This is a genomic window from Streptococcus mitis, assembly GCA_001560895.1.
Lineage (GTDB): Bacteria > Bacillota > Bacilli > Lactobacillales > Streptococcaceae > Streptococcus > Streptococcus mitis_Q.
On sequence record CP014326.1, the window covers coordinates 226412 to 248349 of the forward strand.

The 21938-nt window shown below is 39.6% G+C and carries 21 protein-coding genes; 19 read left to right on the forward strand and 2 right to left on the reverse strand.

From position 1 onward, the window contains the following. Positions 1–19: 19 nt before the first annotated feature. The 4 genes from AXK38_01235 to AXK38_01250 all read left to right on the forward strand — a co-directional run bounded on the left by AXK38_01235 (position 20) and on the right by AXK38_01250 (position 3533). Entirely contained in the window at positions 20–1210 is a 1191-nt protein-coding gene (locus AXK38_01235; protein ID AMH87998.1) for an acetate kinase, read from the forward strand. Between the two features lie 149 nt (positions 1211–1359). Then, on the forward strand, positions 1360–1731 hold the full coding sequence (locus AXK38_01240) for a ribonuclease P protein component (GenBank protein ID AMH87999.1): 372 nt from the start codon (positions 1360–1362) through the stop codon (positions 1729–1731). Further along, positions 1700–2575 carry a hypothetical protein gene (locus tag AXK38_01245; protein ID AMH88000.1) on the forward strand — a complete coding sequence of 292 codons (876 nt, stop codon included), beginning with the start codon at positions 1700–1702 and terminating at the stop codon, positions 2573–2575. Before AXK38_01240 ends, AXK38_01245 begins: the two co-directional genes overlap by 32 nt. Continuing rightward, on the forward strand, positions 2547–3533 hold the full coding sequence (locus tag AXK38_01250) for a DNA-binding protein (protein AMH88001.1): 987 nt from the start codon (positions 2547–2549) through the stop codon (positions 3531–3533). Before AXK38_01245 ends, AXK38_01250 begins: the two co-directional genes overlap by 29 nt. Positions 3534–3595: 62 nt before the next feature. Here AXK38_01250 and AXK38_01255 read toward each other — a convergent pair whose 3' ends face one another. Next, entirely contained in the window at positions 3596–4852 is a 1257-nt protein-coding gene (locus AXK38_01255) for a transposase (protein ID AMH89592.1), read from the reverse strand. Between the two features lie 153 nt (positions 4853–5005). Here AXK38_01255 and AXK38_01260 point away from each other — a divergent pair, with 153 nt between their 5' ends. From AXK38_01260 to AXK38_01330, 15 genes are all read left to right on the forward strand, one after another. Then, positions 5006–5629, forward strand: a complete 624-nt coding sequence (locus tag AXK38_01260) for a ribonuclease P (GenBank protein AMH88002.1) — start codon at positions 5006–5008, stop codon at positions 5627–5629. A 130-nt stretch (positions 5630–5759) separates the two neighbouring features. After that, positions 5760–7217, forward strand: a complete 1458-nt coding sequence (locus AXK38_01265; GenBank protein AMH88003.1) for a PTS ascorbate transporter subunit IIC — start codon at positions 5760–5762, stop codon at positions 7215–7217. A gap of 23 nt (positions 7218–7240) precedes the next feature. After that, entirely contained in the window at positions 7241–7522 is a 282-nt protein-coding gene (locus AXK38_01270; GenBank protein AMH88004.1) for a PTS ascorbate transporter subunit IIB, read from the forward strand. A gap of 76 nt (positions 7523–7598) precedes the next feature. Continuing rightward, positions 7599–8084 carry a PTS ascorbate transporter subunit IIA gene (locus tag AXK38_01275; protein ID AMH88005.1) on the forward strand — a complete coding sequence of 162 codons (486 nt, stop codon included), beginning with the start codon at positions 7599–7601 and terminating at the stop codon, positions 8082–8084. A gap of 16 nt (positions 8085–8100) precedes the next feature. After that, positions 8101–8766: a 3-keto-L-gulonate-6-phosphate decarboxylase gene (ulaD, locus tag AXK38_01280; GenBank protein AMH88006.1), complete on the forward strand. Its 666-nt coding sequence runs from the start codon at positions 8101–8103 to the stop codon at positions 8764–8766. 3 nt (positions 8767–8769) lie between these two features. Continuing rightward, a complete protein-coding gene (locus AXK38_01285; GenBank protein ID AMH88007.1) occupies positions 8770–9633 on the forward strand; it encodes a xylulose 5-phosphate 3-epimerase in 864 nt (287 codons plus the stop codon). Between the two features lies 1 nt (position 9634). Continuing rightward, positions 9635–10342 (forward strand): ribulose phosphate epimerase, encoded by a 708-nt coding sequence (gene araD, locus AXK38_01290; protein ID AMH88008.1) that lies wholly within the window; start codon positions 9635–9637, stop codon positions 10340–10342. Between the two features lie 166 nt (positions 10343–10508). Next, positions 10509–12182, forward strand: coding sequence for an ascorbate 6-phosphate lactonase (locus AXK38_01295; protein ID AMH88009.1), 1674 nt, complete (start codon positions 10509–10511; stop codon positions 12180–12182). A 111-nt stretch (positions 12183–12293) separates the two neighbouring features. After that, positions 12294–13385 (forward strand): L-ascorbate-6-phosphate lactonase, encoded by a 1092-nt coding sequence (locus AXK38_01300; GenBank protein ID AMH88010.1) that lies wholly within the window; start codon positions 12294–12296, stop codon positions 13383–13385. A gap of 113 nt (positions 13386–13498) precedes the next feature. Beyond that, positions 13499–15475 carry a transketolase gene (locus AXK38_01305; protein AMH88011.1) on the forward strand — a complete coding sequence of 659 codons (1977 nt, stop codon included), beginning with the start codon at positions 13499–13501 and terminating at the stop codon, positions 15473–15475. Between the two features lie 117 nt (positions 15476–15592). Beyond that, positions 15593–15892, forward strand: a complete 300-nt coding sequence (locus AXK38_01310; GenBank protein AMH88012.1) for a preprotein translocase subunit YajC — start codon at positions 15593–15595, stop codon at positions 15890–15892. Between the two features lie 46 nt (positions 15893–15938). After that, complete coding sequence (locus AXK38_01315) at positions 15939–16379, forward strand: phosphatase (protein ID AMH88013.1); 441 nt, start codon at positions 15939–15941, stop codon at positions 16377–16379. After that, positions 16366–16776, forward strand: a complete 411-nt coding sequence (locus tag AXK38_01320) for a hypothetical protein (GenBank protein AMH88014.1) — start codon at positions 16366–16368, stop codon at positions 16774–16776. Before AXK38_01315 ends, AXK38_01320 begins: the two co-directional genes overlap by 14 nt. 271 nt (positions 16777–17047) lie before the next feature. After that, positions 17048–19699, forward strand: a complete 2652-nt coding sequence (locus AXK38_01325; GenBank protein AMH88015.1) for a bifunctional acetaldehyde-CoA/alcohol dehydrogenase — start codon at positions 17048–17050, stop codon at positions 19697–19699. Positions 19700–20019: 320 nt separating this feature from the next. Then, complete coding sequence (locus AXK38_01330) at positions 20020–21027, forward strand: glyceraldehyde-3-phosphate dehydrogenase (protein ID AMH88016.1); 1008 nt, start codon at positions 20020–20022, stop codon at positions 21025–21027. Between the two features lie 71 nt (positions 21028–21098). Here AXK38_01330 and AXK38_01335 read toward each other — a convergent pair whose 3' ends face one another. Next, entirely contained in the window at positions 21099–21935 is an 837-nt protein-coding gene (locus AXK38_01335; GenBank protein ID AMH89593.1) for an RNA pseudouridine synthase, read from the reverse strand. Positions 21936–21938 lie beyond the last annotated feature (3 nt).

Here is a 21938-nt window from a genome sequence, read left to right on the forward strand (position 1 = left end):
AAAAAAGGGGTATCATGTTATGACAAAAACAATTGCAATCAATGCGGGAAGTTCAAGTTTGAAATGGCAACTTTATCAAATGCCAGAGGAAAAAGTTCTTGCTAAAGGTTTAATTGAACGGATTGGTTTGAAAGATTCTATTTCAACTGTAAAATTTGATGGCCGTTCTGAACAACAAATTTTGGATATCGAAAATCACACACAAGCTGTTAAAATCTTATTGGATGACTTGATTCGTTTCGATATTATCAAGGCTTATGATGAGATTACAGGTGTTGGACACCGTGTTGTTGCAGGTGGAGAATATTTCAAAGAATCAACAGTTGTTGAAGGGGATGTTTTAGAAAAAGTTGAAGAGTTGAGTTTGTTGGCTCCTCTCCATAATCCAGCCAATGCAGCAGGTGTTCGCGCCTTCAAGGAATTGTTGCCAGACATTACCAGTGTAGTTGTTTTTGATACTTCATTCCACACAACTATGCCAGAGAAAGCTTATCGCTATCCTCTACCAACAAAATATTACACAGAAAACAAGGTTCGTAAATATGGTGCCCACGGTACAAGTCACCAGTTTGTAGCAGGAGAAGCTGCAAAACTCTTGGGACGTCCATTAGAAGACTTGAAATTGATTACTTGCCACATCGGTAATGGTGCTTCTATTACAGCCGTTAAAGGTGGTCAATCTGTCGATACTTCAATGGGCTTCACTCCACTTGGTGGTGTGATGATGGGAACTCGAACAGGGGATATTGACCCAGCTATCATTCCTTACTTAATGCAATATACAGAGGACTTTAACACGCCTGAAGACATTAGTCGCGTCCTTAATCGTGAATCAGGGCTTATGGGTGTTTCAGGTAAATCTAGTGATATGCGCGATGTGATTGCCGCTATGGAAGAAGGGGACCACGATGCCACTTTGGCTTATGAAATGTATGTTGACCGCATTCAAAAACATATCGGTCAATACCTTGCGGTCCTTAATGGAGCAGATGCTATTATTTTCACAGCAGGTATCGGTGAAAATGCTGCAAACGTACGTGAAGATGTTATCTCAGGTATCTCTTGGTTTGGCTGTGATGTTGATCCAGAAAAGAATATCTTTGGCGTGACAGGAGACATCTCAACAGAGACAGCGAAGATTCGTGTCTTGGTTATTCCAACAGATGAAGAATTAGTCATTGCCCGTGACGTTGAACGCTTGAAAAAATAACTAAAATCAGAAAAAATATTCCGTACAAGGAGTTGGGAAAGAGATTTTTCCAGCTTCTTTTTCTGATGGAAATGTCCAAAACCTTGCTATGATTGGCTTTTTTGAAAAATATGGTATAATAGTAGTAATTTAATAGATGGAGTTGAGTTTTGAAGAAAAACTTTCGTGTAAAAAGAGAGAAAGATTTTAAGGCGATTTTCAAGGAAGGAACAAGTTTTGCCAATCGCAAATTTGTTGTCTACCAATTAGAAAATCAGAAAAACCATTTTCGAGTAGGTCTATCAGTTAGCAAAAAACTGGGGAATGCCGTCACTAGAAATCAAATCAAGCGACGGATTCGGCATATTATCCAGAATGCAAAAGGGAGTCTGGTAGAAGATGTCGATTTTGTTGTCATTGCTCGAAAAGGAGTCGAAACCTTGGGATACGCAGAGATGGAGAAAAATCTACTCCACGTATTAAAATTATCAAAGATTTACCAGGAAGGAAATGGGAGTGAAAAAGAAACTACAGTTGACTAGTTTGCTAGGACTGTCCCTATTGATCATGACAGCCTGTGCAACAAATGGGGCAACTAGCGATATTACAGCCGATTCGGCTGATTTTTGGAGTAAATTTGTTTACTTCTTTGCGGAAATTATTCGCTTTTTATCGTTTGATATCAGTATCGGAGTGGGGATTATCCTTTTTACGGTCTTGATTCGTACAGTCCTCTTGCCAGTCTTCCAAGTGCAAATGGTGGCTTCTAGAAAAATGCAAGAAGCTCAACCACGCATTAAGGCGCTTCGAGAACAATATCCAGGTCGAGATATGGAAAGCAGAACCAAGCTAGAGCAAGAAATGCGTAAAGTCTTTAAAGAAATGGGTGTCAGACAGTCAGATTCTCTTTGGCCGATTTTGATTCAGATGCCGGTTATCTTGGCCTTGTTCCAAGCTCTATCAAGAGTTGACTTTTTAAAGACAGGACATTTCTTATGGATTAATCTTGGTGGTGTGGATACAACCCTTGTTCTTCCGATTTTAGCAGCAGTATTTACCTTTTTAAGTACTTGGTTGTCCAACAAAGCCTTGTCTGAGCGTAATGGTGCTACGACTGCGATGATGTATGGGATTCCAGTCTTGATTTTTATCTTTGCAGTTTATGCACCAGGTGGAGTCGCTCTCTACTGGACAGTGTCTAATGCTTATCAAGTCTTGCAAACCTATTTCTTGAATAATCCATTCAAGATTATCGCAGAGCGCGAGGCGGTAGTACAGGCACAGAAAGATTTGGAAAATAGAAAAAGAAAAGCCAAGAAAAAGCTCAGAAAACGAAATAATAAGGAGGAATCTGGTAATGGTAGTATTTACAGGTTCAACTGTTGAAGAAGCAATCCAGAAAGGATTGAAAGAATTAGATATTCCAAGAATGAAGGCTCATATCAAAGTCATTTCTCGAGAGAAAAAAGGATTTCTTGGTTTATTTGGTAAAAAACCAGCCCAAGTGGATATCGATGCTATTAGTGAAACGACAGTTGTAAAAGCAAACCAACAAGCTGTAAAGGGAGTTCCAAAACAAATCAATGATTTGAATGAGCCTGTTAAAACAGTCAGTGAAGCAACTGTTGATTTGGGTCATGTTGTAGAAGCAATTAAAAAGATTGAAGAGGAAGGCCAAGGTATTTCTGATGAAGTCAAGGCTGAAATCTTAAAACATGAAAGACATGCCAGCACTATCTTGGAAGAAACTGGTCACATTGAGATTTTAAATGAATTACAACTTGAAGAAACTGCTCTCGAAGAAGTAGAAACTCCTAATATTGAAAACCAAGCTGAGCAAACTGAAAGTCAAGAACTAGAAGACTTGGGCTTGAAGGTTGAACCGAGCTTTGATATTGAACAAGTAGCTACGGAAGTCACGACTTATGTTCAAACGATTATTGATGACATGGATGTTGAGGCCACACTTTCAAATGATTATAACCGTCGTAGTATCAATTTGCAAATTGATACTAACGAACCAGGTCGTATTATCGGCTACCATGGTAAAGTCTTGAAGGCCTTGCAACTATTGGCTCAAAATTATCTTTACAACCGCTATTCAAGAACCTTCTACATTACTATTAATGTCAATGATTACGTTGAACATCGTGCAGAAGTCTTGCAGACCTATGCTCAAAAATTGGCGACCCGTGTTTTAGAAGAAGGACGTAGTCATCAGACAGATCCAATGTCGAATAGCGAACGCAAGATTATCCATCGTATTATTTCACGTATGGATGGTGTGACTAGTTACTCTGAAGGTGACGAGCCCAATCGCTATGTCGTTGTAGATACAGAATAAGTAAAATCAGGGTCCTCCTGATTTTTTGGGCTCTTTGTCAACTGTAGTGGGTTGAAGAAAAGCTAAGCTCGAGAAAGGACAAATTTCGTCCTTTCTTTTTTGATATTCAGAGCGATAAAAATCCGTTTTTTGAAGTTTTCAAAGTTCCGAAAACCAAAGGCATTGCGTTTGATAAGTTTGATGAGATTATTGGTTGCTTCTAATTTGGCATTAGAATAGGGTAACTGAAGGGCATTGACGATTTTCTCTTTGTCCTTTAGAAAGGTTTTAAAGACAGTCTTAAAAAGAGGATGAACTTTCTTTAGATTTTCCTCAATGAGTCCGAAAAATTTCTCCGGTTCCTTATTCTGAAAGTGAAAAAGCAAGAGTTGATAGAGATGATAGTGGTGTTTCAAGTCTTCTGAATAGCTCAAAAGCTTGTCAATAATCTCTTTATTGGTTAAGTGCATGCGAAAAGTAGGGCGATAAAATCGCTTATCACTCAGTTTACGGCTATCCTGTTGAATGAGTTTCCAGTAGCGCTTGATAGCCTTATATTCATGAGATTTTCGCTCAAATTGCTTCATGATTTGGACACGAACACGACTCATAGCACGGCTAAGATGTTGTACAATGTGGAAGCGATCTAGAACGATTTTGGCATACGGAAAAAGATGTTTAGCCAAGTCATAGTAAGGACTAAACATATCCATAGTAATGATTTTCACCTGACAACGAACAGAGCGATTGTAGCGCAGAAAATGATTTCTTATGATAGTTTGTGTTCTACCCTCAAGAACAGTGATAATATTGAGCTTATCAAAATCTTGAGCAATGAAACTCATCTTTCCCTTAGTGAAGGCATATTCGTCCCAGGACATAATCTCAGGGAGGTAAGAAAAATCAGACTTAAAACAGAAGTCATTGAGCTTGCGAATAACAGTTGAAGTTGAAATAGACAGCTGACGGGCAATATCGGTCATAGAAGTCTTCTCAATTAGCTTCTGGGCAATCTTTTGGTTGATGATACGAGGGATTTGGTGATTCTTCTTGACGAGAGAAGTCTCAGCTACCATCATTTTCGAGCAATGATAGCACTTGAATCGACGTTTTCTAAGGAGAATTCTAGTAGGCATACCAGTCGTTTCAAGGTAAGGAACCTTAGACGGTTTTTGGAAGTCATATTTCTTCATTTGACTTCCACACTCAGGACAAGATGGAGCGTCGTAGTCCAGTTTAGCGATGATTTCCTTGTGGGTATTCCTATTAATGACATCCATAATTTGGATATTTGGGTCTTTAATGTCTAGTAATTTTGTGATAAAATGTAATTGTTCCATAGGATTCTTTCTAATGATGGTTTGGTTGCTTTTCATTATAGATCTTATGGGACTTTTTTTCTACAACAAAATAGGCTCCATAATATCCATAGGGGATTTACCCACTACAAATATTATAGAGCCATTTTTTGCTAGTTAGAAGAGGTTAAGCGTATGTTTAATAAGATAAGAGACTATCTAGACTTTGCAGGTTTGCAGTACCGTAATCCAGATAAAGCTGGGGAAGAACGAGAGAAAATGCTGGAATTTCACCACAAAGGTCAAGATGCCAGAAAGGCTTTTACAGAGCTAGCCAAAGCCTTTCAAGCAAGCCATCCAGAATGGCAACTCCAACAGACTAGCCAGTGGATGAATCAGGCCCAGCGTTTGCGACCACATTTTTGGGTTTATCTACAGCGTGAGGGGAAAGTGACAGAGCCTATGCTAGCCTTACGTTTGTATGGAAGTTCTTCTGATTTTGGGGTCTCACTAGAAGTCAGTTTTATCGAGCGCAAGAAGGATGAGCAGACTCTAGGCAAGCAAGCCAAGGTGTTAGAAGTTCCAGTGGTAGAAGGGATTTATTATCTATCCTACTCTGATGGTCAAAGTCAACGGTGGGAGGCTACTGAGGAGAACCGTCAAATTTTAAGAAATAAACTATCCAATCAGGAAGTTCGCAAAGTGTTAGTTAAAGCAGATGTCCCTATAACAGAGAATTCATCTGAAGAAGAAATCGTAGAAGCCATACTGAAATCTTATGATAAAATTCTTCCATTTTATCTAGCTACGAGAAACTAAGCTAATCATTAAAATATCATAAATCATACAGTCCAAGAGTGAACAGTCCGCTGTGTAATTCTTGGTCTTTTTGTTTACGCTTTCAAATTATATAATAAACCTACAAAAACAATTCAAAAGGAGAACAATTATGGAAGTCATTTCAAGTGTTCTAAATTGGTTTTCTAGCAATATTTTGCAGAATCCCGCATTTTTTGTAGGTTTATTGGTGTTGATAGGATACGCACTTTTGAAAAAACCTGCCCATGACGTTTTCTCAGGGTTTGTTAAAGCAACAGTAGGGTATATGTTGCTCAACGTGGGTGCGGGTGGTTTGGTTACAACCTTCCGTCCGATCTTAGCAGCCCTTAACTACAAATTCCAAATTGGTGCAGCGGTTATCGACCCTTACTTTGGACTTGCTGCAGCAAACAACAAAATTGCAGCAGAGTTTCCAGATTTTGTTGGAACTGCAACTACAGCTCTATTGATTGGTTTCGGAATAAATATCTTGCTTGTAGCTCTTCGCAAGATTACGAAGGTAAGAACCCTCTTTATTACTGGGCACATCATGGTACAACAAGCTGCAACCGTATCTCTTATGGTTCTATTCTTAGTTCCACAATTGCGCAATGCTTATGGTACAGCGGCAATCGGTATCATCTGTGGACTTTACTGGGCAGTTAGTTCAAATATGACTGTTGAAGCAACTCAACGCTTGACTGGTGGTGGTGGGTTTGCGATTGGTCATCAACAACAATTTGCAATCTGGTTTGTAGATAAAATAGCAGGACGCTTTGGTAAGAAAGAAGAAAGTTTAGACAATCTTAAATTACCTAAGTTCCTCTCAATCTTCCACGATACAGTTGTTGCATCTGCTACCTTGATGCTCGTATTCTTCGGAGCCATTCTTTTAATCTTGGGTCCAGACATTATGTCTAATAAAGAAGTCATCACTTCAGGAACTCTATTCAATCCTGCTAAACAAGATTTCTTTATGTACATTATCCAAACAGCCTTTACCTTCTCAGTTTACTTGTTCGTTTTGATGCAAGGTGTCCGCATGTTCGTATCTGAGTTGACAAACGCCTTCCAAGGTATTTCAAACAAATTGTTGCCAGGTTCATTCCCAGCGGTGGACGTTGCAGCTTCTTATGGATTTGGTTCTCCAAACGCTGTCTTGTCAGGATTTGCCTTTGGTTTGATTGGTCAATTGATCACAATTGTCTTGCTCATCGTCTTTAAAAATCCGATTCTTATTATTACAGGATTTGTACCAGTGTTCTTTGACAATGCAGCCATTGCGGTCTACGCTGATAAACGCGGCGGATGGAAAGCGGCTGTTATCCTATCATTCATCTCAGGTGTTCTCCAAGTTGCTTTAGGAGCTCTCTGTGTAGCTCTTCTTGATTTAGCATCTTATGGTGGTTACCATGGAAATATCGACTTTGAATTCCCATGGCTTGGATTTGGATATATCTTCAAATACCTTGGTATTGTTGGTTATGTACTTGTGTGTCTCTTCTTGCTTGTTATTCCTCAACTTCAATTTGCCAAAGCAAAAGATAAAGAGAAATATTACAACGGTGAAGTTCAAGAAGAAGCTTAGTATCTAGAAAAAGGAGAAATAAAATGGTTAAAGTATTAGCAGCGTGCGGAAATGGAATGGGTTCATCAATGGTTATCAAGATGAAGGTCGAAAATGCTCTCCGTAAGCTTAATCAAACAGATTTTACAGTCAATTCATGCAGTGTCGGTGAAGCTAAAGGTTTAGCAGCAGGATATGACATCGTAATCGCTTCTCTTCATTTGATTCAAGAATTGGAAGGGCGAACTAATGGGAAGTTAATTGGGCTTGACAACTTGATGGATGATAAAGAAATCACTGAAAAACTCAGTCAAGCACTACAGTAAAAGGTTGGAGGGGGTTGGACAGAAACTGAGAGTTATCGTTTCTGTCCTTCTCCCTCTTTAAATAAAGGAGGCAGATATGAATTTAAAACAAGCTTTAATTGACAATGACTCGATCCGACTAGGTTTAGAGGCTCACGATTGGAAAGAAGCAGTCAAGGTAGCAGTAGATCCCTTGATTGAAAGTGGGGCAATTTTGCCAGAGTATTACGATGCTATCATTGAATCGACTGAAGAGTATGGCCCTTACTATATCTTGATGCCAGGTATGGCTATGCCCCACGCTAGACCTGAAGCGGGTGTGCAAAGTGATGCCTTTTCATTGATTACCTTACAAAATCCTGTTGTATTTTCAGATGGGAAAGAGGTATCTGTTTTGTTGGCACTAGCAGCAACAAGCTCAAAAATTCACACAAGTGTAGCAATTCCACAAATCATTGCCCTGTTTGAATTAGAAGATTCTATTGCACGTTTACAGGCTTGCCAGACTAAAGAAGATGTCTTGGCTATGATTGAAGAATCTAAGGATAGCCCTTATCTCGAAGGATTGGATTTGGAAAGTTAGAAAGAGGAATAAAGAAATGACAAAAAGAATACCTAATTTACAAGTTGCATTAGATCATTCAGACTTGCAAGGAGCGATTAAAGCAGCTGTTTCTGTTGGTCAGGAAGTAGATATTATCGAAGCTGGAACTGTTTGCTTGCTTCAAGTTGGAAGTGAACTGGTTGAAGTCTTGCGTAGCCTTTTCCCGGATAAGATTATTGTGGCAGACACAAAATGTGCTGATGCTGGTGGAACAGTTGCTAAAAATAATGCGGTTCGTGGAGCAGACTGGATGACTTGTATCTGTTGTGCAACCATCCCTACTATGGAAGCAGCTCTAAAGGCTATCAAGACTGAACGAGGAGAACGAGGCGAAATCCAGATCGAGCTTTATGGCGATTGGACTTTTGAACAAGCTCAGCTTTGGCTAGATGCAGGTATCTCACAAGCTATTTATCACCAATCTCGTGATGCTCTTCTTGCTGGTGAAACTTGGGGTGAAAAAGACCTTAATAAGGTTAAAAAACTCATTGACATGGGCTTCCGTGTATCTGTAACAGGTGGTCTAGATGTAGATACTCTCAAACTCTTTGAAGGTGTTGATGTCTTTACCTTTATCGCAGGTCGTGGAATTACAGAGGCTGTGGATCCAGCAGGAGCAGCGCGTGCCTTCAAGGATGAAATCAAACGAATTTGGGGGTAAACTATGGTACGTCCAATTGGAATTTATGAAAAGGCAACCCCGATACACTTTACTTGGCTAGAACGTTTAAATTTTGCAAAGAAGTTAGGCTTTGATTTTGTCGAGATGTCTATTGACGAACGTGATGAGCGTTTAGCAAGACTTGACTGGAGTAAGGAAGAACGCTTGGAAGTTGTCAAAGCAATCTATGAAACTGGTGTTCGTATTCCTTCTATCTGTTTTTCAGGCCATCGTCGCTACCCATTGGGATCAAATGATCCAGTTCTAGAGGAAAAATCTCTAGAACTCATGAAAAAATGTATCGAATTAGCCCAAGATTTGGGAGTTCGTACGATTCAATTAGCTGGTTACGACGTTTACTATGAGGAAAAGTCACCCCAGACACGCCAACGTTTTATCAAAAATTTGAGAAAAGCCTGTGACTGGGCTGAAGAAGCTCAGGTGGTACTTGCTATTGAAATTATGGATGATTCTTTCATTAATAGCATCGAAAAATATTTGTCTGTAGAGAAAGAGATTGACTCCCCCTACCTCTTTGTCTATCCAGATATTGGGAATGTGTCTGCATGGCATAATGATGTCTACAGTGAATTTTATCTTGGCCATCATGCCATCGCAGCTCTCCATCTCAAGGATACTTATGCAGTGACAGAAAATTCAAAGGGTCAGTTCCGAGATGTACCTTTTGGGCAAGGTTGTGTCAAATGGGAAGAAGCTTTCGATATTTTAAAGCAAACCAATTATAATGGTCCTTTCCTAATCGAAATGTGGTCTGAAAATTGTGAAACTGTAGAAGAAACACGCGCAGCTATTCAAGAGGCCCAAGCTTTTCTCTACCCACTAATTAAGAAAGCAGGTTTGATGTAAGATGAATCAAGTAATCAATGCTATGCGTAAACGAGTCTGTGATGCCAATCAATCATTACCGAAACATGGACTTGTCAAATTTACCTGGGGTAATGTATCTGAAGTCAATCGCGAACTAGGTGTCATTGTTATCAAACCATCAGGCGTAGATTATGACGAATTGACACCTGAAAACATGGTAGTGACTGATCTAGATGGTGAGGTCCTAGAAGGGGATTTAAGACCATCTTCTGATCTTCCAACTCATGTGCAGTTATATAAGGCTTGGTCAGAAATTGGTAGTGTGGTCCACACCCATTCGACAGAAGCAGTTGGTTGGGCTCAAGCTGGACGCGATATTCCTTTCTACGGAACAACCCACGCAGATTATTTCTACGGTTCAATCCCTTGCGCCCGTAGTTTGACCAAGAACGAAGTAGAAGTGGCCTATGAAAAGGATACCGGCCTGGTTATCGTAGAAGAGTTTGAACGTCGCGGACTTAACCCAGTTGAAGTACCAGGGATTGTCGTACGAAATCACGGTCCATTCACTTGGGGCAAAAACCCAGAGAATGCTGTCTATCACTCTGTTGTACTAGAGGAAGTATCTAAGATGAATCGCTTCACAGAGCAAATCAATCCAAGGGTTGAACCTGCTCCCCAGTACATCCTAGAAAAGCACTACCAACGTAAACATGGACCAAATGCTTATTACGGTCAAAAGAAATAAGAAAATGAATTGAAAAGAGGCTAGGACCTTTCGATCCAAGCCTCGCTTTTGTAATTGTAAGTATTCGTTATTAAGAGACTACTATTGATAATTGAAATGCGTTGGTTAATGTGATACTATTATAAAGTTGTTTTCAAGGCAGTTGATTGATAGAGGAGTATGAAATATGGTACTGGATAAGGCAAGTTGTGATTTGCTTCAATATTTGATGGATCAAGAAACGTCCAAAACGATTATGGCGATTTCGAAAGATTTGAAAGAGTCAAGAAGGAAAATTTATTATCACATTGACAAAATCAATGCTGCTCTGGATGACGAGGCGCTTCACATCATTAGTATTCCACGAATTGGTATTCACTTAACGGAAGAGCAGAGAGATGCTTGTTGTGAACTATTATCGGAAGTAGATTCGTACGATTATATCATGAGTGCGCATGAACGTATGATGATAATGTTACTATGGATAGGTATTTCTAAAGAACGTATTACGATTGAAAAATTGATGGAGTTAACAGAGGTATCTAGGAATACTGTTCTCAATGATTTGAATAGTATTCGTTATCAACTAACTTTGGAACAATATCAGGTGACCTTGCAAGTGAGCAAGTCACAGGGATACCACCTTCATGCCCACCCTCTTAATAAAATTCAGTATCTTCAATCGCTTCTATATCATATTTTTATGGAAGAGAATGCCACTTTTGTATCTATTTTAGAAGATAAGATGAAAGAGAGGTTAGATGATGAGTGTTTGCTTTCTGTTGAAATGAACCAATTTTTTAAGGAACAGGTTCCTTTAGTTGAACAAGATTTAGGGAAGAAAATAAACCATCATGAAGTAACTTTTATGTTGCAGGTTTTACCTTATTTGCTGTTAAGCTGTCATAATGTTGAACAGTATCAAGAAAGACATCAGGATATAGAGAAAGAATTTTCTTTGATAAGAAAAAGAATAGAGTATCAGGTGTCTAAGAAATTAGGAGAACGGTTGTTTCAAAAGTTTGAAATTTCTTTGTCAGAACTTGAAGTTTCTCTTGTAGCTGTTCTTCTCCTCTCCTATCGTAAAGATTTGGATGTTCATGCAGAAAGTGATGATTTTCGGCAATTAAAACTTGCTTTAGAAGAATTTATCTGGTATTTTGAATCACAAATCCGAATGGAGATTGAGAACAAGGATGATTTGTTAAGAAATTTGATGATCCACTGTAAAGCCTTGTTATTTAGAAAGACTTATGGTATTTTTTCTAAAAATCCTCTAACAAAACAAATTCGATCCAAGTATGGAGAATTATTTTTAGTCACTAGAAAATCTGCGGAAATTTTAGAAGGAGCGTGGTTTATTCGGCTAACAGACGATGATATTGCCTATTTGACGATTCATATTGGAGGATTTTTAAAGTATACACCATCGTCTCAACAAAATATGAAAAAAGTTTATCTCGTTTGTGATGAAGGTGTTGCGGTTTCGAGACTTTTGCTGAAACAATGCAAACTTTATTTTCCAAATGAGCAAATTGGCACTGTATTTACAACAGAACAATTTAAGAGTGTGGAAGATATTGCACAAGTTGATGTAGTGATTACTACTAATGATGATTTGGATAGCAGATTTCCGGTTTTAAGGGTTAATCCTATCCTTGAAGCAGAAGATATTTTGAAAATGCTAGACTATCTTAAACACAATATATTTCGTAATGAGAGCAAAAGTTTCAGTGAAAATCTTTCTAGTCTTATTTCGTCTTATATTGTAGACAGCAAGCTGGCTAGTAAGTTCCAAGAAGAGGTTCAAACACTTATAAATCAAGAAATAGTAGTTCAAGCTTTTTTGGAAGATATTTGAAGGACAGTCCAATGATGAACACAAACCTGTGTTTTTCTTGGTCTTTTTTAGTGTTTTGAAGGGTGGTATACTAATCTCAAAGATAACAATTATATCCAAAGGAGGCAACATATGCCAAACGTCAAAGAAATTACAAGAGAGTCATGGATTTTAGCTACTTTTCCAGAGTGGGGAACCTGGTTGAACGAAGAAATCGAAGAAGAAGTCGTACCTGAAGGTAACTTTGCCATGTGGTGGCTAGGCAACTGTGGTACTTGGATTAAGACACCAGGTGGTGCTAACGTTGTTATGGATCTTTGGTCAAATCGTGGAAAATCAACTAAAAAAGTGAAAGATATGGTTCGAGGGCATCAAATGGCAAATATGGCAGGTGTTCGTAAGTTGCAACCAAACTTGCGTGTTCAGCCAATGGTTATTGATCCATTTGCTATCAACGAACTCGACTACTACTTGGTTTCACACTTTCATAGTGACCATATCGACCCATACACAGCTGCAGCAATTCTCAACAATCCTAAGTTAGAGCATGTTAAGTTTATCGGTCCCTACCATTGTGGACGAATCTGGGAAGGATGGGGTGTTCCAAAAGAACGTATCATCGTTGTTAAACCAGGTGACACTATCGAATTAAAAGATATGAAGATTCATGCAGTAGAATCATTTGACCGTACTTGCTTGGTTACTCTACCAGTGAACGGTGCTGATGAGACAGGCGGTGAACTTGCCGGACTAGCTGTTACGGATGAAGAAATGGCTCAAAAGGCTGTTAACTATGTCTTTGAAACACCAGGTGGAACTATATATCATGGTGCAGATTCTCACTTCTCAAACTACTTTGCAAAACATGGTAAAGACTTTAAAATTGATGTTGCTTTGAATAACTATGGTGAAAATCCAGTAGGTATCCAAGATAAAATGACCTCTATCGATCTTCTTCGTATGGCAGAAAATCTACGTGCTAAAGTCATTATCCCAGTTCACTATGATATCTGGTCTAACTTTATGGCTTCTACAAATGAAATCTTAGAATTATGGGAAATGAGAAAAGATCGTCTGCAATACGATTTCCATCCATTTATCTGGGAAGTTGGCGGTAAATACACTTATCCTCAAGATCAACACTTAGTAGAATACCATCATCCACGTGGTTTTGATGATTGTTTTGAACAAGACTCCAACATTCAATTTAAAGCTTTGCTATAATATAAAAATATTCCTTGGAGGTTATCCGTATGTTGCATGATACGGATAATTTTCATATAATAGTAAAATAGAATGTGTGATCCAATAATCACCTCAAATAGAAAGGAAATTCTATGTCAAATCTATCTGTTAATGCAATCCGTTTCCTAGGTATTGACGCTATCAACAAAGCCAACTCAGGTCACCCAGGTGTGGTTATGGGAGCAGCTCCGATGGCTTATAGCCTCTTTACAAAACAACTTCGTATCAATCCATCCCAACCAAACTGGATTAACCGCGACCGTTTTATTCTTTCAGCAGGACATGGTTCAATGCTCCTGTATGCCCTTCTTCACCTCTCTGGCTTTGAAGATGTCAGTATGGATGAGATCAAGAGCTTCCGTCAATGGGGTTCAAAAACACCTGGTCACCCAGAATTTGGTCATACAGCAGGGATTGATGCTACGACAGGTCCTCTAGGTCAAGGGATCTCAACTGCTACTGGTTTTGCCCAAGCAGAACGTTTCTTGGCAGCCAAATATAACCGCGAAGGCTACAATATCTTTGACCACTATACTTACGTTATCTGTGGAGACGGAGACTTGATGGAAGGTGTCTCAAGCGAGGCAGCTTCATACGCAGGCTTGCAAAAACTAGACAAGTTGGTTGTTCTTTATGATTCAAATGACATCAACTTGGATGGTGAGACAAAGGATTCCTTTACAGAAAGTGTTCGTGACCGTTACAATGCTTATGGCTGGCATACATCCTTAGTTGAAGATGGAACAGACTTGGAAGCAATCCATGCTGCTATCGAAATAGCTAAAGCTTCAGGAAAACCATCTTTGATTGAAGTGAAGACCGTGATTGGATACGGTTCTCCAAACAAACAGGGAACTAATGCTGTACACGGTGCTCCTCTTGGAGCAGATGAAACTGCAGCAACTCGCCAAGCCCTTGGTTGGGACTACGAACCATTTGAAATTCCGGAGCAAGTATATGCAGATTTCAAAGAAAATGTTGCAGACCGTGGCGCATCAGCTTATCAAGCTTGGACAAAATTAGTTGCTGACTATAAAAAAGCGCATCCAGAATTGGCTGCAGAAGTAGAAGCCATCATCGATGGACGTGATCCAGTTGAAGTGACTCCAGCAGACTTCCCAGCCTTAGAAAATGGCTTCTCTCAAGCAACTCGTAATTCAAGCCAGGATGCCTTGAACGTTGTAGCTACTAAGTTGCCAACTTTCTTGGGTGGATCAGCTGACCTTGCTCACTCAAACATGACTTATATCAAGACTGATGGACTTCAAGACGATGCAAATCGATTGAACCGTAATATTCAGTTTGGTGTTCGTGAATTTGCAATGGGAACGATCTTGAACGGAATGGCCCTTCACGGTGGACTTCGTGTATACGGTGGTACTTTCTTCGTCTTCTCTGACTATGTGAAGGCAGCTGTCCGCTTGTCAGCCTTGCAAGGACTTCCTGTGACTTATGTCTTTACCCATGATTCAATTGCGGTTGGGGAAGATGGCCCAACGCACGAACCCGTTGAGCACTTAGCAGGTCTTCGTGCTATGCCAAATCTAAATGTTTTCCGTCCAGCAGATGCGCGTGAAACGCAAGCAGCTTGGTACCTTGCAGTGACAAGTGAGAAAACACCAACGGCCCTTGTCTTGACCCGTCAAAACTTGACTGTCGAAGAAGGAACAGACTTTGACAAGGTTGCAAAAGGTGCCTATGTTGTCTATGAAACTGCAGCAGACTTTGATACCATCTTGATTGCGACAGGTTCAGAGGTCAATCTTGCTGTCTCAGCTGCCAAAGAATTGGCTAGTCAAGGCGCAAAAGTCCGCGTAGTCAGCATGCCATCTACAGATGTCTTTGATAAACAAGATGCAGCATACAAGGAAGAAATTCTTCCAAATGCAGTCCGCCGTCGTGTTGCAGTCGAAATGGGTGCAACTCAAAACTGGTACAAATATGTTGGTCTCGATGGTGCCGTTCTAGGTATTGATACCTTCGGAGCCTCTGCCCCAGCACCAAAAGTATTGGCAGAATATGGCTTTACTGTAGAAAATCTTGTAAAAGTCGTTCAAGACTTGAAATAATCCTAAGAATCAGAGCGCAAGCTCTGGTTTTTTCTTACTAGAAAAGCAAGGTACAATCTTGTAAAAGTAGCTGAAATTTGATATAGTAGTCCTATGTGAAAGACAAAGGAGAATATAATGGAATCACAATATACATTTTTAATCATTCTTGTGGCTATGGTGGGCTTGATGTTCTTTACGCAACGCTCTCAAAAGAAACAAGCACAAAAACGTATGGAAAGCTTAAATAAACTACAAAAAGGTTATGAAGTTATTACAATCGGTGGACTTTACGGAACAGTTGATGAAGTAGATACTGAGAAGAGAACGATTGTTCTTGATGTAGATGGAGTTTACTTGACTTTTGAACTAGCTGCTATCAAGACCGTATTACCACTTAAAGAAACAGCTTCACTCGAAGGTGCAATTGAAAAATAAGACGGGATCACTAACTCCCGTTTTTCTATAAAAGAAAGGAAATGGGATGAAAAAACTAGTCTTTGTCTGTCTGGGAAATATTTGCCGCAGTCCTATGGCCGAGTTTGTTATGAAATCAATGACAGATAACTACGAAATCCAAAGTCGAGCAACTTCCTCTTGGGAACATGGCAATCCGATTCATAAGGGCACTCAGGGAATTTTTCAACAGTATCAGATTCCTTATGACAAGAACAAGACATCGCTTCAGATTAGTAAGGAAGATTTTGAAGCCTTTGATTATATTATCGGAATGGACGATTCAAATGTTTCTGATTTACGTCAGATGTGTCCAATAGACTGTCAAGATAAGATTTACTCATTTGCATCTGAAAGTGTTCCGGATCCTTGGTATACAGGGGATTTTGAAGAAACTTATCAGCGTGTTCAAGAGGGCTGTCAAGTGTGGCTAGAACGCTTAGAGGAGAGTGAAGATGGAAAATCTTAAGAATTTCTATGGGAAATATCATGTCTATCTGAGTCGTTCTCATTTAGAGATTTTAGCAGCAGTAACGATTGTTTTTTGTGCGGTACTAGTCTTTTTTCTCAATATTCCCGGGAAAGGTGTCTTAAAACTCGATAATGAAACGATTGTTTATGATGGCAGTCTTGTCCGTGGTAAAATGAATGGACAAGGTACTATCACCTTTCAAAATGGAGACCAATATACGGGTGGTTTCAACAATGGAGCCTTCAACGGAAAAGGTACCTTTCAATCCAAAGAAGGTTGGACCTACGAAGGTGATTTTGTAAATGGTCAAGCTGAAGGAAAAGGGAAACTAACAACAGAACAAGAAGTCGTTTATGAAGGGACTTTTAAACAAGGCGTTTTTCAACAAAAATAAAGCCTCCTGACATGGAGGTTTTTTTTACAAAAACAAGAAAGCGCTTTCTATATATTTGTTAGGTTTGTGAAATAAAAAAATTTTTGTTGTTATTTCACAATCATCTAGTCAAAAGTTGATACTATAACGTATTTGAGAGTAATTTCACAATATCGCAAAAATTCTTTGTGAAATGTTTATGAAACTGTTTACAAAACATAAAAAAAGAGTTATAATAAACTTGTGAAAAAATTAACAAAGGATAAAATCCTTAAAGGCTATGGAGGATAATATGGCTGATAAAAAAACAGTAACACCTGAGGAAAAACAACTTGCTGCTGAAAAGCATGTCGATGGTCTCGTGAAAAAAGCCTTGGTTGCGCTTGATGAGATGCGCAAGTTGAACCAAGAACAAGTTGACTATATTGTGGCAAAAGCTTCGGTTGCAGCACTTGACGCGCATGGTATACTTGCACAACATGCAGTTGAGGAAACTGGTCGTGGGGTATTTGAAGATAAGGCAACGAAAAATCTATTTGCCTGTGAACATGTAGTGAACAATATGCGTGGAGTTAAAACAGTTGGAGTTATCGAAGATGATCCAATTACAGGCTTGACGAAGATTGCTGAACCTGTTGGTGTAATCTGTGGTGTCACTCCAACAACCAACCCAACTTCAACAGCGATTTTCAAATCATTGGTTGCTTTGAAAACACGTAATCCAATCGTGTTTGCTTTCCATCCATCAGCTCAAGAATCATCAGCTCACGCAGCACAAATTGTTCGTGATGCCGCTATCGCAGCTGGAGCACCTGAAAACTGTGTTCAATGGATTACAGAGCCATCTATGGAAGCAACTGGAGCACTTATGAACCACGAAGGTGTTGCGACTATCCTTGCAACTGGTGGTAATGCCATGGTTAAAGCGGCATATTCATGTGGGAAACCAGCTCTTGGGGTAGGTGCCGGGAACGTTCCTGCCTATGTAGAAAAATCTGCTGACATTCGTCAAGCTGCTCATGACATCGTGATGTCTAAATCATTTGATAATGGGATGGTCTGTGCATCAGAACAAGCGGTTATCATTGATAAAGAAGTGTATGATGAATTTGTAGAAGAATTCAAATCATACCACACTTACTTTGTAAACAAAAAAGAAAAAGCACTTCTTGAAGAATTCTGTTTTGGTGTGAAAGCAAACAGCAAAAACTGTGCTGGTGCTAAACTAAATGCAAACATTGTTGGTAAACCAGCAGCATGGATTGCAGAACAAGCGGGATTCAGCGTTCCAGAAGGAACAAACATCTTGGCGGCAGAATGTGAGGAAGTAGGGCCAAAAGAACCACTGACTCGTGAAAAATTGTCACCAGTAATCGCTGTATTGAAAGCTGAAGATACAGAAGATGGTCTTACAAAAGCTCGTCAAATGGTTGAGTTTAACGGACTTGGTCACTCAGCAGCTATCCATACAAAAGATGAAGCTCTTGCTAAACGCTTTGGTACAGAAATCAAAGCTATGCGTATTATCTGGAACTCTCCATCTACTTTCGGTGGTATCGGTGACGTTTACAATGCTTTCATCCCATCATTGACACTTGGATGTGGTTCATACGGACGCAACTCTGTTGGGGATAACGTGAGCGCTATTAACCTCCTAAACATCAAGAAAGTAGGGAAACGTAGAAATAATATGCAATGGTTTAAAGTTCCTTCAAAAATTTACTTCGAACGTAATTCTATCCAATACCTTCAAACATGTGAAGATATTGAACGCGTTATGATCGTTACGGACAAATCAATCGAAAAACTTGGTTTCGTTCAACGTATTATCGACCAATTGAACGCACGTAGCAACCGTGTAACTGTCCAAGTTTTCTCAGATGTTGAACCAGATCCAGATATCACAACTGTAGAACGTGGTACTGAAGTGATGAGAGCATTTGAACCAGATACAATTATCGCTCTTGGTGGTGGTTCTCCAATGGACGCAGCGAAAGTTATGTGGCTCTTCTACGAACAACCAGAAATCGACTTCCGTGACTTGGTTCAAAAATTCATGGATATCCGTAAACGCGCCTTCCGCTTCCCATCACTTGGTAAGAAAGCGAAGTACATCGGTATCCCAACAACTTCAGGTACTGGTTCAGAAGTAACACCATTTGCCGTTATCTCTGATAAGAAAAATAACCGCAAATATCCATTGGCTGACTACTCATTGACACCAACTATTGCCATTGTTGACCCTGCTTTGGTTGAATCAGTTCCAGATTTTATTACTGCTGACACAGGTATGGATGTCTTGACTCATGCGACTGAAGCCTACACTTCAAACTTCGCTAACGACTACACAGATGGTATTGCCCTTCAATCAATCAAACTTGTCTTTGAATGGTTGGAAAAATCTGTTAAGACTGCTGATTCAGAAGCACGTGAAAAAATGCATAATGCTTCTACAATGGCAGGTATGGCCTTCGCCAATGCCTTCCTTGGTATGAGCCACTCAATGGCCCACAAGATCGGTGCGGTTCACCATACTGTTCACGGACGTACAAACGCAATCTTGCTTCCATACGTTATCCGTTACAATGGAACTCGTCCATCTAAGACTACTACTTGGCCTAAATACAACTACTGGAAAGCTGATGAGAAATTCCAAGACATTGCTAGAATGCTTGGTTTACCTCACTCAACTCCAGAAGAAGCAGTTGAAGCATACGCTAAAGCTGTTTACGAACTGGGTGTTGCAGTAGGTATCAAGATGAACTTCAAGGATCAAGGAATTGATGAAAAAGCTTGGAAAGACAGCTTGCATGAAATTGCCTTGCTTGCTTATGAAGATCAATGTTCACCTGCTAACCCACGCTTACCAATGGTAGCTGACATGGAAGAAATCATGGCAGATGCTTACTATGGCTACAAAGAAAGACCAGGACGTCGTAAATAATCGTTTATCAGCCTAGAGGCAGGAATTTCCTGTCTCTTTTTTTGTGAAATAGGGGTATCGAAAATAAATTTTAGCTTTCTATTTTCGTTTTTTATCTGAAAAAGAAAAGCGGTAAATGACTATGTAGATAAAGAAAGACAGCAGTATAGGCTTTCAGAGAAGAAAGAAAAATAAGTGAGGTGTAGACAAAAAACAACGCCCGTACTTGCAATTAAACTTAAATAGTTATATAATAGGTTTGTTGAAAGGTGATTTGTAGTGATTCAAGTTACTCTTTTCACAATAAAAATTTCATGATTTTCATAAGGAGGAAATCACTAATGGTAGTTAAAGTTGGTATTAACGGTTTCGGACGTATCGGTCGTCTTGCTTTCCGTCGTATCCAAAACGTAGAAGGTGTTGAAGTTACACGCATCAACGACCTTACAGATCCAGTTATGCTTGCACACTTGTTGAAATACGACACAACTCAAGGTCGTTTCGACGGTACTGTTGAAGTTAAAGAAGGTGGATTCGAAGTTAACGGTAAATTCGTTAAAGTTTCTGCTGAACGTGATCCAGAGCAAATTGACTGGGCTACTGACGGTGTAGAAATCGTTCTTGAAGCTACTGGTTTCTTTGCTAAGAAAGAAGCAGCTGAAAAACACCTTAAAGGTGGAGCTAAAAAAGTTGTTATCACTGCTCCTGGTGGAAACGACGTTAAAACAGTTGTATTTAACACTAACCACGACGTTCTTGACGGTACTGAAACAGTTATCTCAGGTGCTTCATGTACTACAAACTGCTTGGCTCCAATGGCTAAAGCTCTTCAAGACAACTTTGGTGTTGTTGAAGGATTGATGACTACTATCCACGCTTACACTGGTGACCAAATGATCCTTGACGGACCACACCGTGGTGGTGACCTTCGCCGTGCTCGCGCTGGTGCTGCAAACATCGTTCCTAACTCAACTGGTGCTGCAAAAGCTATCGGTCTTGTAATCCCAGAATTGAACGGTAAACTTGACGGATCTGCACAACGCGTTCCAACTCCAACTGGATCAGTTACTGAATTGGTAGCAGTTCTTGAAAAGAACGTTACTGTTGATGAAGTGAACGCAGCTATGAAAGCAGCTTCAAACGAATCATACGGTTACACAGAAGATCCAATCGTATCTTCAGATATCGTAGGTATGTCTTACGGTTCATTGTTTGACGCAACTCAAACTAAAGTTCTTGACGTTGACGGTAAACAATTGGTTAAAGTTGTATCATGGTACGACAATGAAATGTCATACACTGCACAACTTGTTCGTACTCTTGAATACTTCGCAAAAATCGCTAAATAATTCTTGAGTCGATAAAAAGCAAGGCCTCTTGGTCTTGCTTTTCTTATATGGAAAAATGGATGACACGACAATCATCCATTTTTTTTTAATTCTTTTTCAAAAGTATCTGAAAGAGTAGTGAAGCTTAATTTCTCTAATGTAAGCGGATGGGTAAAGGACAGTCGAAAGGCATGAAGCATAAGTCGACTTGATTTTTCTTTGCTATTATAGAGAGGGTCGCCTAGGATAGGAAGATTGTGATGCGAAAGGTGCACACGAATCTGATGGGTTCGCCCTGTCTTTAGCTTGCAACGGACAAGAGCTGTTTTGTTGGGAAATTGCTTTAATCTGCTTACCTGTGTTTCAGCATATTGCCCATTTTTTGTATCAACTATTCGTTTTCTGCGATCATGGCGATCACGTCCGATTTTGTCTCTGAAAACAAGCTCTTTGCTGTTGATATTTCCGCAAACAAGTGCCCAATATTCCCTAGAAATCTCTTTTTTCTCCAATAAGCGATTGAGAATAGGTAGGATAAAAGGATTTTTAGCAAAAAGAACTAAACCGCTAGTTTCCATGTCTAGACGATGAACGACATAACATGTCTGGCCAATGTAGGCACTGACATGGTTAAGAAGAGCAATTTCGTTTGGTTGGTTACCGTGTGTTTTCATCCCCTCAGGTTTGTGTACAATAATCAAGTGTTGGTCTTGATAAACTTCCTGAACTAAGTCTGGGTTGCCCCAAGGGATTGTCTTTTTGGGATAATCTTCCTCGTCAAATGTCAACTGGCAAACATCTCCAGGCTTCACCATCTCGTTCCAGTGAACTTCTTCTTGATTTATCAAAATATGTTTCTTGATTCTCAAAAAATGACGGATTTTTCTAGGGATGAGGAGTTGTTCCTCTAGTAATTGCTTGACCGTCATTTG